Source organism: Weeksella sp. HMSC059D05, from assembly GCF_001809725.1.
In the GTDB taxonomy this organism is placed as follows: Bacteria; Bacteroidota; Bacteroidia; order Flavobacteriales; family Weeksellaceae; genus Weeksella; species Weeksella virosa.
The window spans coordinates 1-13,432 of record NZ_KV798542.1 but is presented as its reverse complement, the minus strand read 5'-3'; the positions used below and the strand labels follow the sequence as shown (position 1 = coordinate 13,432).

At 36.4% G+C, this 13,432-nt stretch carries 16 protein-coding genes and 1 pseudogene; 2 read left to right on the top strand and 15 right to left on the bottom strand.

Features of this window, described 5'->3' with window-relative positions:
- Positions 1–2: 2 nt before the first annotated feature.
- Positions 3–770, bottom strand: coding sequence for an ABC transporter ATP-binding protein (locus tag HMPREF2660_RS06175; protein ID WP_070486165.1), 768 nt, complete (start codon positions 768–770; stop codon positions 3–5).
- Positions 770–1,516 carry an MlaE family ABC transporter permease gene (locus HMPREF2660_RS06170; protein WP_041942111.1) on the bottom strand — a complete coding sequence of 249 codons (747 nt, stop codon included), beginning with the start codon at positions 1,514–1,516 and terminating at the stop codon, positions 770–772. Before HMPREF2660_RS06170 ends, HMPREF2660_RS06175 begins: the two co-directional genes overlap by 1 nt.
- A 52-nt stretch (positions 1,517–1,568) precedes the next feature.
- Here HMPREF2660_RS06170 and HMPREF2660_RS06165 point away from each other — a divergent pair, with 52 nt between their 5' ends.
- Together HMPREF2660_RS06165 and HMPREF2660_RS06160 are read left to right on the top strand one after the other, a co-directional pair.
- Positions 1,569–2,156: a hypothetical protein gene (locus HMPREF2660_RS06165; RefSeq protein WP_070486164.1), complete on the top strand. Its 588-nt coding sequence runs from the start codon at positions 1,569–1,571 to the stop codon at positions 2,154–2,156.
- Complete coding sequence (locus HMPREF2660_RS06160; RefSeq protein ID WP_070486162.1) at positions 2,153–3,226, top strand: mannose-1-phosphate guanylyltransferase; 1,074 nt, start codon at positions 2,153–2,155, stop codon at positions 3,224–3,226. The genes HMPREF2660_RS06165 and HMPREF2660_RS06160 overlap by 4 nt, the downstream gene beginning before the upstream one ends.
- Positions 3,227–3,334: 108 nt before the next feature.
- Here HMPREF2660_RS06160 and polA read toward each other — a convergent pair whose 3' ends face one another.
- The 13 genes and pseudogenes from polA to HMPREF2660_RS06100 form a co-directional block, all read right to left on the bottom strand.
- Complete coding sequence (polA, locus tag HMPREF2660_RS06155; protein WP_070486160.1) at positions 3,335–6,160, bottom strand: DNA polymerase I; 2,826 nt, start codon at positions 6,158–6,160, stop codon at positions 3,335–3,337.
- 49 nt (positions 6,161–6,209) lie between these two features.
- Positions 6,210–6,542 (bottom strand): 2Fe-2S iron-sulfur cluster-binding protein, encoded by a 333-nt coding sequence (locus HMPREF2660_RS06150; RefSeq protein ID WP_013598322.1) that lies wholly within the window; start codon positions 6,540–6,542, stop codon positions 6,210–6,212.
- A gap of 240 nt (positions 6,543–6,782) precedes the next feature.
- On the bottom strand, positions 6,783–7,835 hold the full coding sequence (locus HMPREF2660_RS06145; RefSeq protein ID WP_013598321.1) for an NAD(P)/FAD-dependent oxidoreductase: 1,053 nt from the start codon (positions 7,833–7,835) through the stop codon (positions 6,783–6,785).
- Positions 7,836–8,288: 453 nt separating this feature from the next.
- A complete protein-coding gene (locus tag HMPREF2660_RS06140; protein WP_141743561.1) occupies positions 8,289–8,627 on the bottom strand; it encodes a DUF7716 domain-containing protein in 339 nt (112 codons plus the stop codon).
- A 28-nt stretch (positions 8,628–8,655) separates the two neighbouring features.
- Positions 8,656–8,838, bottom strand: a complete 183-nt coding sequence (locus HMPREF2660_RS06135; RefSeq protein WP_070486156.1) for an HNH endonuclease — start codon at positions 8,836–8,838, stop codon at positions 8,656–8,658.
- Between the two features lie 50 nt (positions 8,839–8,888).
- A complete protein-coding gene (locus tag HMPREF2660_RS06130; protein WP_141743560.1) occupies positions 8,889–9,506 on the bottom strand; it encodes a DUF8184 family protein in 618 nt (205 codons plus the stop codon).
- Positions 9,507–9,707: 201 nt separating this feature from the next.
- Positions 9,708–10,529, bottom strand: a complete 822-nt coding sequence (locus HMPREF2660_RS06125; protein ID WP_070486153.1) for a tetratricopeptide repeat protein — start codon at positions 10,527–10,529, stop codon at positions 9,708–9,710.
- The gene (locus HMPREF2660_RS11015; RefSeq protein WP_348984810.1) at positions 10,519–10,959 is read right to left on the bottom strand and encodes a hypothetical protein; all 441 of its coding nucleotides are present in this window, start codon (positions 10,957–10,959) and stop codon (positions 10,519–10,521) included. The genes HMPREF2660_RS06125 and HMPREF2660_RS11015 overlap by 11 nt, the downstream gene beginning before the upstream one ends.
- Positions 10,957–11,052 (bottom strand): annotated as a pseudogene (locus HMPREF2660_RS11035) (RHS repeat domain-containing protein); the annotation flags it as partial. The pseudogene HMPREF2660_RS11035 and the gene HMPREF2660_RS11015, both read right to left, overlap by 3 nt.
- Positions 11,053–11,098: 46 nt before the next feature.
- The gene (locus HMPREF2660_RS06115; protein ID WP_070486150.1) at positions 11,099–11,623 is read right to left on the bottom strand and encodes a hypothetical protein; all 525 of its coding nucleotides are present in this window, start codon (positions 11,621–11,623) and stop codon (positions 11,099–11,101) included.
- 213 nt (positions 11,624–11,836) lie between these two features.
- The gene (locus tag HMPREF2660_RS06110; RefSeq protein ID WP_255356421.1) at positions 11,837–12,223 is read right to left on the bottom strand and encodes an RHS repeat-associated core domain-containing protein; all 387 of its coding nucleotides are present in this window, start codon (positions 12,221–12,223) and stop codon (positions 11,837–11,839) included.
- Positions 12,224–12,376: 153 nt separating this feature from the next.
- A complete protein-coding gene (locus tag HMPREF2660_RS06105) occupies positions 12,377–12,991 on the bottom strand; it encodes a hypothetical protein (protein WP_018027467.1) in 615 nt (204 codons plus the stop codon).
- A gap of 12 nt (positions 12,992–13,003) precedes the next feature.
- Positions 13,004–13,303 (bottom strand): hypothetical protein, encoded by a 300-nt coding sequence (locus HMPREF2660_RS06100; protein WP_070486142.1) that lies wholly within the window; start codon positions 13,301–13,303, stop codon positions 13,004–13,006.
- Between the last annotated feature and the right edge of the window lie 129 nt (positions 13,304–13,432).

Sequence of the window (13,432 nt, the reverse complement as noted above, 5' to 3'; positions counted from 1 at the left end):
TTTTATTTGTCTTTTAATAATGCTGTTCTCAATTTCGTAAAAAGTTCTGATGAATATACAAAATCTATCACCGATTTATTGTCGGCCGTGAGTATTTCATCTTTTGTCCCTTCCCATTCAAGGTAGCCTTGTTTCAGGAAAATAATTTTATCTCCAATTTCCATCACCGAATTCATATCGTGGGTATTAACCACCGTTGTTGTATTGTACTCTCGTGTAATCTCATAAATCAATTTATCGATAACTAGAGCTGTTTTTGGGTCGAGCCCAGAGTTTGGTTCATCGGCAAATAGGAATTTTGGTTCGTTGATCATTGCACGAGCAATAGCGACCCTTTTTTGCATACCACCTGAAATTTCTGATGGATATTTTACCAAAGCTTCTTTGGCTATTTCTACACGATCAAGCATTTTCTTAGCTCTTGCAATAGCTTCTTGTCTAGATAGATTAGAGAACATCTCTAATGGGAAGCAAACATTTTCTAGAATATTCATCGAATCAAAAAGGGCACTTCCCTGAAATACAACTCCAATTTGTTCTCGTAAATATTGTCTTTGTTTGTAATCATAATCAATAGTATTTTCACCATTGAAGTAGATTTCTCCAGAGGTCGGCATTAATAATCCTATCAAACATTTTAAGAAAACTGTTTTACCTGAACCACTTTGTCCGATAATGAGATTGGTTTTCCCTTCGTGAAAATCGACCGAAAAACCTTTTAATACCTCGATATCATCGAACGATTTAGTTATGTTTCTTACTTCAATCATTAGCTAAGAATGGTTTGGGTTAATAATAAGTTGAGAATGATGATGCAAATCGATGTCCATACAACTGCTGTCGTACTCGAGCGTCCCACCTCTAGAGATCCTCCGCTTACGTAATACCCATAATAAGCTGGTACTGTAGCAATAACAAATGCAAACACCATGGTTTTGAAGAAAGTATAAATATAGAATTTTAGAGCCATTCCCATTTGTAGTCCTTGTACAAAATCGACTGGTGCCCACATTTTGGTAAAAACACCAATGAGATGTCCTCCTAGAATCCCGAATCCTATACTAATGGCGATCAGGAATGGAAAGAAAAATACACAAGCTATTATTTTCGGTAAAATGAGAAAGTTAGGAGAATTAATTCCCATCACATCCAATGCATCGATTTGTTCGGTCACTCTCATTGTACCAATACTAGAGGCGATATAAGAACCAACTTTCCCCGCCAGAATAAGCGAAACAATGGTTGGGGAAAATTCTAAAACTAACACTACTTTTGTTGCATAACCGATATATGCATCGGGAACTGGAATTTCTGATCCTCGAAAATTTTGAGCCATTTGAATCGCAACAACGGCACCCATAAACGTAGAAATAAACGTCACAATACCCAAGGAACTCATCCCGAGATCCATCACTTCGCGGATGATTAATTTCCAAAAATATTTAAACTTGATAGGTTTTTGAAATACTTTTGTCATCAGCAAAACGTATCTCCCTAAGTTTTCAAACAATTTCATTGCCACAAAAATAGTATTTTTATTGTTATATTCTTTTTAAATATTCGACAAAGTGCACTATCGACAACTTGAAAATTATGTTCCTAAAGATGCTTTACCTTTGATTGAAACATGGTTTTCGCCTTTTAAAATACAACTAAGAATAACGCCCAATCGCAAAACAAAATTGGGCGATTACCGCAAAAACGGTATTTTACATTCTATCTCGGTAAACGGAAATTTATCACCCGAGGCCTTCTTTTTTGTTCTCACACATGAGTTTGCTCATCTAAAAGCTTATCACGACTTTCATGGGAAACTAATTTTAGCACACGGGAAAGAATGGAAAGAGACTTTTTCTAAACTTTTGATCGATTCGGCTTATCTTTATTCTACCGAAATACAGCCTTATATTTTGCAACATGCACGCAAACCAAAAGCTTCTGTCACGGCTGATCCGGGCATTGCTAAAAATCTTTTGAGAAATGAGAACGGTTTGCCTTATTTAGAAGATTTGCCAGAAGGAAGCCTTTTCTACATAGGAAATAAACTTTTACAGAAAGGAAAAAAAAGAAAAATAAGGTATCTTTGTCATGAAAAAAATACAGGTAAGAAGTATTTAGTAAGTGGTCTTGCCCAAGTAAATAGAGTGAAAGAATGAAACAGAATGATCGCTACGCTGTAATTATGGCGGGTGGAATTGGCACACGTTTTTGGCCGTTGAGTACAACCCGAAAGCCTAAACAATTTCATGATATTTTAGGAACCGGAAAAACGTTTATCCAGATAACGTATGAACGCCTAAAGAAAGTTGTTCCGGTAGAAAATATTTTTGTTGTTACCAGCCAACAGTATGTTGATATTACAATGGAACAATTGAGCGAACTTCATCCCTTCAATATTATTCGAGAACCACAGGCTATCAATACTGCTGCCTGTAATCTTTTATCATCTCTCATTATCCGAGAAATCAATAAGAAAGCAAAAATTATTGTTGCTCCGTCTGACCATCTTATTTTGGATGAAGAAGAATTTATGCATAAAGTAAACTTTGCTTTCGATCATGTGGATGATGAAAAATTAATAACCTTAGGCATAAAACCAACTCGAGCAGAAACTGGCTATGGATATATACAGTATAATAACTTTTCGAGTGATCCCATATCTAAGGTCTTGACTTTTACGGAAAAGCCTAGTTTAGAAATAGCTGAAACCTTACTGAAGAGTGGTGAATTTTTATGGAATTCTGGAATTTTTATTTGGTCGGTACGGGCTATTTTAGACGCTTTCAAAGAATTATTACCAAGCATGTACAAGACACTCAACACCTATTTCGAGAATGGAACCAACAACGAAGTTATTTTGCGTTCTGTTTATTCGACCTTACCAATGATTTCTATTGATGTCGGGGTACTCGAAAAATCTAAAAATGTGTATGTAGTACCTGCAGAATTCGGTTGGACAGACCTCGGAACATGGAATTCTTTGTTCGAATACGGAAAGAAAAACGAAGAAGAGAATATCATCAAAGGGAAGCATGTTCAAGTATACAATACAACCAATAGTATCATCTACAACACAACTAAAAAAGCAATGATTATCGATGGTCTCGATGATTATATTATAGTCGATACCAAAGAAGGCTTACTGATTTGTCCTAAAAAAAATGATCAAGAAATCAAAACGTATGTCAACGATCTTAAACTGAGTAAGGGCGATCGTTTTTGTTAGAGATTTTCTTAATAGAATAAAAAAACAACCTACAATAAAATAAGCGCAGAAAAAAAATTCTGCGCTTATTTTATTGTAGAATCACTGTATATAAGAAGACACAAAGATCTAATGCGCTTCTAACCAATTATCTCCTACACCAACTTCCGCCACCAAAGGAACTTCCATTTGTATTACCGACTCCATGGTGGTTTTTATCATTTTACTCACTTCTTCTACTTCGCTAATGGGTGCATCAAACACCAACTCATCATGTACCTGAAGGAGCATTTTGGTGGCAAACTTCTTATCCAGCTCTTTCTGGATTTGAATCATAGCCAACTTGACAATATCTGCTGCAGACCCTTGGATCGGAGCATTTACAGCATTGCGCTCTGCATGCGAACGTACTGTATTATTTCTCGAGTTGATGTCTTTTAAATAACGTCTGCGCCGCATCAGAGTTTCGACAAATCCGTTTTCTCTTGCAGATGCAATTTGTTGATCTATATATTTTTTCAGTGTAGGATATGTTTCGTAATAAGCATCTATCAGTTTTTTGGCTTCTGTATTCGAAAGCCCTGTTTGCTGTGCCAATCCAAAAGCAGAAACACCATAAATAATACCAAAATTTACGGTTTTGGCTTGCGATCGCTGTTCTCTTGTCACCTCATCTAGTGCAACCCCAAAAATCTTTGCTGCTGTGGACGCATGAATATCTTCTCCGTCTTGGAAAGCTTTCACCATTACGGGATCTTGTGCCATTTGCGCAATCAACCGAAGTTCTATCTGAGAATAATCGGCAGAAATTATTTTATGCTCGGGATTGCGAGCAATAAATGCTTTTCTGATTTGCTGCCCTTCTTCTGTTCTTATAGGGATATTTTGCAAGTTCGGATTTACTGAGGATAATCTCCCTGTAGCGGCAACCGTCTGTGCAAATGTTGTATGAACACGCTGTGTAACAGGATTCACTAACTCTGGCAAAGCGTCGATATAGGTTGATTTCAGTTTTTGTAACTGTCTGTAATGTAAAATATTTTTGATAATTGGATAATGCGCCAATTTAGATAGTACTTCTTCTCCTGTTGAATATTGCCCTGTTTTGGTTTTTTTACTTTTAGGCTCGAGTTTTAATCTATCGAATAGAATATCTCCCAATTGTTTTGGGGAATTTAAATTAAACTCTTCTCCTGCCTCTGAAAATATTTTTTGTTCTAACTCTTTGATTTTCTCCTGATGCTTTTTCGATAATTGCTGCAGAAAATCTACATCTAGCCGTATTCCTTCTATTTCCATTGTTGCCAAAACTTTCATCAAAGGCATTTCTATATTTCGAAAGAGTTTCGTGAGCGATACTTTTTCTAGTTCGGGTTCGAAGATATTTTTCAACTGAAAGGTTACATCCGAATCTTCAGTACCGTATTCGGTTTGTTCTATTAAATCAACTTCTCGGAAATTTTTCTGATTTTTCCCTTTCTTTCCTATCAATGTTTCGATAGATACTGGCTTATATCCTAAATATGTTTCTGACAAAACATCGAGATTATGACGCATATCGGGATTGAGAAGATAATGTGCTATCATCGTATCGAAATTTTCTCCATCAATTCGGATTCCGTATTTATACAAAACCTTGAGGTCGTATTTTATGTTATGTCCTATTTTTTCTATTGCAGGGTTGCTGAATAGTTCGGCAAACTCGAGAATAATGTTTTTTGCATCATCAAAATCTTCTGGGAAGGGTAGGTAATACCCTTTGCCTTTTTCCCAAGAGAAAGAAATTCCTACTAACTTGGCTTCTAATGGATCTAAACTTGTCGTTTCGGTATCGAACGCAAAGCTGTCCAACGTTTTCATTTTGTCAATTAGTAATCTACGCGCCACAGGTGTGTCGACCAATTGATAAAAATGATCGGTATTGCTAATATTGGTAAAATTAGAATTGAGCGGAACGATTACTTCTTCTGAGGTGAAGTCGAACAACGATTGTTGTGTTGTTTCTTTGTTTTTTTGTATCGATTGAGAAATCTCGTTTTGTGTATCTTGATTGATTCTAGAAGGATCGACATTATATAATCTATAAACGGTTTCGAGCATTCGACGAAACTCTAACTCTGTAAACAAATCGGTAACTTTCTCCAGATTGGGCGGACAAACTGTTAAGTCTTCTTCGTCGAACTCAACGGGTACATCGGTAATAATCGTAGCTAATTTTTTAGATAAGATTGCTTGTTCTCTATTTTCGATGACATTCTCTTTTTGTTTTCCTTTCAATTGATCAGTATTGGCCAATAACCCTTCTAAAGACCCGTATGTTTTGATGAATTTTATGGCTGTTTTTTCTCCAACTCCTGGAATTCCAGGAATGTTGTCTACCGAATCGCCCATCATACCTAATAAGTCTATTACTTGTATTGGGTCTTCTATTTGGTATTTTTCTTTTACTTCTTCTACACCCCAAATCTCAACTCCACGACCATAAGCTGGTGGTTTATACATCTTGATGTGTTCGCTAACCAATTGTGCAAAATCTTTATCGGGAGTCACCATATAAGTGGTATATCCTCTTTGTTCTGCTTTTTTTGCGAGTGTCCCAATCACATCATCTGCTTCGTAGCCTTGTGCGTACAAAACAGGTATTCTTAGTGCATTAAGGATTTCTTGGATATAAGGTACTCCTTCGCGGATGGCTTCGGGAGTTTCTTCTCTGTTTGCTTTATATTGAGGGAAATCAACCGTTCTTATGGTTGCTTCTCCCACATCAAAAACTACGGCTAAGTGTGTGGGTTGCTCTCGTCGAATAACATCGAACAAGGAGTTAAGAAACCCCATTATTGCCGAAGTGTTAAAACCTTTCGAGTTGATTCTTGGGTTCTTAATAAATGCATAATAACCTCTAAAAATCAATGCATATGCATCTAATAGAAATAATCTTTTATCAGAATGATTCATTCGGGTTCTTATATATATTATTTTCTAATGTAGAACTATAATTGTTCTATTATTGTTCGGGAGCTATCTGCAAAACCAATCCTTCTATTTCGGGAGTTACGGCCAATTGACAGCTCAAACGGCTATTTTCTCTCACGTGAAAAGCTTCTGCGAGCATTGCATCTTCATCAGGATTCATCTCTGGCAGTGGAGTCTCTGGAGATTCTACATAGCACTGACATGAGGCACACATGGCCATTCCACCACAAACCCCAAAGGTACCTTCTTCTACCAACTCATATACACGCACAATTTCCATCATATTCATGTTCATATCGGTTGGTGCATCAACTTCGTGGCTTACTCCTTCGCGATCGATGATTGTAACTTTTATATCAGACATTGTTTCTAAGAATTTGTGTTGCTAACAAAAATACAATTTTATTCTCCTTTACGATACTTCATCAATAAGATTTGGGTTAAAAAAACTCAATCTATATAAGCTTTTTCGGTAGAATGGTTCATAGGACGGTTTCTTTTTACATGAATTCTGTACTCTAGTTTGATGCTTATCTATTTTAAAAACTAAAAAACCTTATTGCAAGCAACAAGGTTTTTCTGATGATTTTCTCACAGCAATGAATTACTCTATGGCTTTTACTACTGCTTTTTCTGCTTCTTTTCGGGTTCCATCGAAACCATCCACTCCTGCTACAGTTGTGTATTTCAGGATAAATTTCTTACCTGGGTTTAAGCGATTATAGACCGATTGACACATCAAGGTTGCTTCATGGAAACCACAGAGTATCAATTTCAATTTTCCTGGATAGGTATTGATATCGCCTATGGCATAAATACCTTCTATATTGGTCTGATAGTCAAGTGCATTGTTCACTTTGATTGCATTTTTCTCTATTTCTAATCCCCAATTGGCAATAGGACCTAATTTTGGCGATAGACCAAAAAGTGGAATAAAATAATCTGTCTCTATATAGAATTTCTCTCCTTCTTTTTCTATCTCTAATTTTTCTACCTTTCCGTCTCCTTGTATTGCTGTAATTTCGGCAGGCGTAATTAGGTTAACTTTTCCTAATTTTTTCAGTTCGATTACTTTATCTACCGAATCCAGGGCACCACGGAACTCGTTTCTACGATGAACAAGGGTAACTTCTTCTGCTATATCCGACAAAAAAATCGTCCAATCCAAAGCAGAATCACCTCCTCCTGCAATCACAATTTTTTTATCGCGGAACATTTCGGGCTGACGAACAAAATATTCTACTCCTTTTTCTTCGTAATCGGCAATATTGTCGATTAACGGCTTTCTTGGCTCAAAAGACCCTAATCCTCCTGCTATTGCAACGGCTTTTCCGTGAACTTTGGTCCCTCGGTTGGTTGTTACTATAAAGGTTTCATCTTCTTGCTTCTCTACTGTAGTGGCAATTTCATTGAGCGTAAATCCTGGTTCGAATTGTTTTATTTGCTCCATCAAATTGTCTATTAACTCTCCTGCACCAATGCTTGGGAATCCTGGAATATCGAAAATTGGTTTTTTAGGATATAGTTCTGCCAATTGACCTCCAGGCTGTGGAAGAGCATCGATTATATGGCATCTTAGTTTTAATAATCCGGCCTCGAATACAGCAAATAATCCTGTTGGTCCAGCGCCTATAATGATGATATCTGTTTCTATCATGATTGGATTTTTTTTACGTTTTTTGATGTCCACAAATTTAACAATTTTGAACCAAAAAATGAATGACTATCATCATCATAGTTAAGTTTTAATGAATTATGCAAGTGAAACTTATCGTTTTTTTATGGAATGTTTTAGAGAGAAGTGTTTATTATTACCTCACAGGTTTACGACAATAATCCTCAAAATACTCTTGCATTTTTTTTAAAAGATTATGCTTCTCTCCATCGATAATATACTTAAGTTTCAGGAATAGCTTTTCTTTATTTTCTTATATAAGAGATTCGTTTGGCTATATTTTTCATTTTCTATTAAAAAAAATCGGGGGTGTAATTATTTAATATTTTAAAGCAAAAGTAAATAAATGTTCACCGAGCAGACATCAATGCATGGGTTCGTAAATGCAATAAAACGCAAAAGTGAAACGTCGTTATATAGCATTCTCAAGATAATTTAACTACTAAAATCCATGAAGGTATCATGCTGATTATAATAATTTAAGGCAGCAACATAATCACTTAACGTCGCAGTAGCCTTTTGCTCACTGACGTTACCAATAACATCGGCGAATTGTTGGCCAGAATATAAATAAACCAAATGATTACCAATCACCCCAGATGGAAATACTTCATTATCATCGTCATCAATATCCGGGTAATCATCGATCCAATACTCTTGTCCAAGCACAAACTCGTCAACATTGGGTTTCGTATAAACACAAATCTGTTCGCCTATAGTTAGATTCTCTTTGAACGCATCAACTAATTTATTTATAGAGTAAAATGTTTTCATTATGAGCATGGTTTTGATCCTTTACTTTTTAATCCACCTGTTTTTCCATCAAGCTTACCTCTTCTACCATCTTCACCTCCACCCATATATCTCTACCTCCTTTGCCTGTCGGATGGTAAAGAGCATGATTTGAACTATGATCTGTACGGTCAACTGAAGACAATCGTCCTAAATCTTCATGATGATGCCAAGTCAATCCAGGGGGTGACAACTATCCTGACATAGAGAGCCATTAAACTTTATCTGCAAATCTATTAATATCTAACTGAAAAAGCATTTTAAAATACGCTGTATCTCCGGTTGGAGAAAAAAAGGATAAACAATTTCTGAATCAGTATTTATATTGACAATGATTTTGTCATTTTCTATTGAAACATTATGCACAAACACCGCCTCAGTCTCCGAAAGAGGGAACTGACCGGAATATAAATTTCCGTTTTCTGCGCGTATAAGTTTAAAAAATTGAGGTTCTTCACTAGGAAGATAAGTTGACATCCTTAGAGCAACCAAAAAATCAGAGGTATACTCTATTGAAATGTTTGTTTTGCTTTTTTCCGTAAAAGTAAAAGCATTGACTATCTGTATTAGATTCTTTGTTAATTTGCTTTCAAGAAGGCTATTATCCTCTCCTGAGTAACGTTCACCATTACAATGAAACTCATACCCTTTTTCAGTAAGTTGAAAACCCCGAATAGGGACAACAAGTGGTTCTCCTAACGGTGATAAATTCATACCGAAGCCACCTATCTTCTTACTAAAACTAATACAATGGTGGTGATAAAAGTCAAACCCATAAGTAGGTTGAATTGCTATATATCCACTTTTAAAGTTCTCAATATCAAACGATTCCATAATAATTCCATAATAAATAACACTCACATATTCAATATATTAGTTAGAAAATTTCTTTAATATTTCCCATGCCATATCTGATGTTTTTCTAGTACCTAAACCCTTATTTAAGAGACTGGATAAAGCCTCCTGAGCAGCGCGAAAGTTTTCCTTTGGAATTTTTAAATTTCCAATGACTTTGTTAGATCTAGTTTCGTGAATACTAACACTCTTTGCGCCAACACTAAATTAGTCATCAACCAATTTCTTTAACATATTTTGAGCGCGTGAGAAACCATTCTCTGCTGCTAACTTAAGCCAATATATGCCTTCTTTTTCGTTCACTTTTGTGTATTGCCCCTTAAAATATGCTTGAGCAAGCATATATTGATGATGCGCATCCCCTGCTAGTGCTTTTTCAGATAAAACTTTGACTTCATGACTATCTAAATCCACCAATGAATAAAAACTACTTTTCTTCCAATGAATTAATACCTTATTATCTTGTCGTTTAATCTTACCGAATCGATCAAAATGACGTAAATCCCCTCCATTTACTTCCAAAACGGTAATATCATCAAAGCCTTCGTCCTCCCTAGTCATTCGGATAAAGTAATGTAAATGTTTCTCTAAATGCCAACGTAAAGTCAGCTCCTTATCGATTTTCTTCACTACACCTTCGTACACAAAGTCTAATGCTTCAAAAGCAGCAAATACAGTTAAGAGTTCATCTTGCTTTAGATCATAATCATTAACTAGACCAAGTACAGTGGTTTTAAAAACATCATACGCAAACTCTAGTAACTCACGCTTTGAGTCTAACCGCCTGAAATATTCACCATCAATAACAACACGTACCTGCACAACACCCAATGTCTCGGGGCTTTTATTCAATGGTTTCTCTGGTGGAGTATCAAGTATATAAATAACCAATTTATCTATTTTTTCAGAAGTAATTTTCCTATGAGCGTAAAATTCAAAAGCACTACTAATGACTTTCCAAGCCCAACCATTTTCCCCAACATCAAAAGGAGTAACAATTTCTAGAACATTTAAGTATTTATTTACCATAACTGTTGACTATCACTTCATTATATTTAGGTCTTTTATTACCAAGAGGGTTACGTGCTGTTCCATCTCGCCTCATTGCACCTATTGCATAAGCATTAACAAAACCTTGTTCTTTAGCCAAAGCTTCTGCCCTTGTTAAATTTCTACAAACAATTTCCGACTTAAAATTTCCGCCTTCATGGTTTAGTTTTCTTACTTGACTTTCTGCGCGGCTAGATTTTCCATCACGTCTTATCCTACCACCGCTAACGCCCCATTTATAAACATCACCAGTATCTATATCCACAATTCTATAAACATGATTCCGTCGCCTGCTTAACTTAGAATTGCCATGCGCTCGTTTTCCAAGCCTTGACAAGCCTCCCACCAAAATTGCGCCATTTCGAAGAACTTGCCTAACCAAAGCAGGATGCCACCCCCACGGATCCACCCACTCCACCGGGTTCGGGGCGTATTGATAGAGGTTAATCCCTCCCATCAAGCCGATCGGGTCTTGGCTGATAAAGCGACCTAGCTCTGGGTCATAATACCTAAAGAGAGAGTTTGTCTACTTTTCTGACTAGGAACAATCAATCGAAATATTTATAAGGAAACATCTCAAATAATTGAGGGTGAATACTATTCATTAGTCCCATGACTACCTGCTTAAATTCATCTATACTTTGGTCTTTTTCAAGTCTCTGCTCTAACTTCGCAAGCAAAAAACCCATCCTAAGAAAACCAGTGAAATCAATCTGCAGATTTAAAAAATTCTCTAATCCCCCATATTCCCCCTGATTATGGTCAAAAAAGAATACGGTTTTGGTTTGTTCATTCAAAAACCATTCATCTCCTTGCCCTGACTGCCCTATAAGCCACAAATTTTGTGGCAAATTATTATCGGATGCTCGCTTATTCCACTCAATCGCCTTCTGATAGCCATATAACACAATATCCGGTGTAATACTAACCTCTTTATACTGATGAATGAACTCAGTATATTTTGTATCAATTTGAGGGATTCTACCTTTATCTTTAATGACAGGATCAAGTTTTTCAAGGAAATTAAAAAGCTCATTTGAGTTAATCAGTTTCATTTTATCTTCTTTATCCATGTTAACTAGATTACTTACAAGGTCTATTTTTTACTGCGTCAGCAAAATATTTACCGATTCTTTCTTTTCTTGCTAAATCTCTCAGTCGTTTTTCAAGGAAATCTTTAGCTGTTTCTTTATCCATTCCTTGTTTTTCAACATAATCTAACAAACCATCAAATACTTTGTTCCAATTCTTGCCAACTCTAGAACTATTAGTATGTACACCTTTAGTTAATCTATGTCTTTCAGGCGAGAAATTAAGAAATATTTCGGATTATTAACATCAATATCAGTTAATCTTTTAAATCTATCTGCAAACTCTTCAGGGAAACCATGATGAATTTCTGCGAAAACATGAGGCTGTCCGACATAATCTTTCCAAAGTCTTTGCAATGTACTAGAGCGAGTTTTCCATCCCCACGGTTCCACCCACTCCACCGGGTTCGGGGCGTATTGATAGAGGTTAATCCCTCCCATCAAGCCGATCGGGTCTTGGCTGATAAAGCGACCTAGCTCTGGGTGATAATACCTAAAGGTATTGTAATTTAACGACGTCTCAGCATCATAATACTGATTTTGGTTCTTCAAAAATTGTACCTTACCGAGGTGATCGCACACATAATGATAAAGTTTCGGCTCTGCTTGAGTTTCTTCTGCTAACTCGGCCTGCCACACCCGTGAGCTCAATAGTTCCGCTTGTCCATCACTGCTATTGATGTATTGCGCCAAGGGCACAAACTGACCATCAAAGAGTTTTCACAATCTCCGCATTTACTTATAAAGTCCTTTATATTTTCCTGTAAATATTTGCATATACACTTTATATTCTTTTTTCATAGTTCTTTGAAACATAATATCTTTAAGTGGATCTACATTTTTACCGAATAAATAGCTAAGATATAGCCTTTCATTAAGTTCAGGATATGTTCTCAACGATGTAAGTTCATGACTATCAATGATGCTGTCCTCATTATTGTTAATTTCTTTGATTACAATGAAATCTTGTGGTTTAGTTGTCAGAGTCCTTTCAACTAAAACCCCACCCGGCTTTGACATAGCAAAAGTCATTTCATCATCCGTCCCCTCCCAAATAGTATACATTTGAGATTCAAAGTTTCTTTGTATCCAGCGTGAAGGAAATTGCAGGGTAGAATTTCCAACTATATCCATTTTTTTGACATGACTGTCTTTTAAAAATTTATGTACCACAGGAACACAAAAGAGAGTATTTGTATTTTCTAACGATGAGATTTTCCACTCGTGAGAATCATTATAAATATCAAAAAAATAAAGAAAAGGCTCCTCCATCATTTGGGCTAAAAAGCAAATATCCTCTCTAGCTTCAATACTAATAACCGTGCCTTTTTTCCAAGTAACTCTAGTCATTCTTAATTCCTTTTAAGTCTCGCATTTTGTTTTATGAACTGTTTGAGGATTCTTGCCTAGATGCGCTTCTGCTGCCTTTTTGTACTCGTCTCTATTTGGATTATTTGCTCCGACTGGATTTTGCGCATTGGCAACGTTTTCTCTTCCCAAAACTGTCTTATCTTCCTCAAAATAATATTGCTCTAATCCTCTAGCTGTTTTTTTACCTTCTATGTCACTTCCACTATATACAGGCGTAGGTGCCTGTCCCCCAAAAGCATCAAAATTACCACCATATCTATAACTAATAATTTGCTCAGGTGAAAGCCCCATGCTACTAGGGGCACTAGCGTAGCCAGTATATGATTTCCCGTTTTTATACCCTCGATAAGTCACACTATCTCTTCATGCACCTGTGCTAACATTATTCCACCCCAACGGATCCACCCACTCCACCGGGTT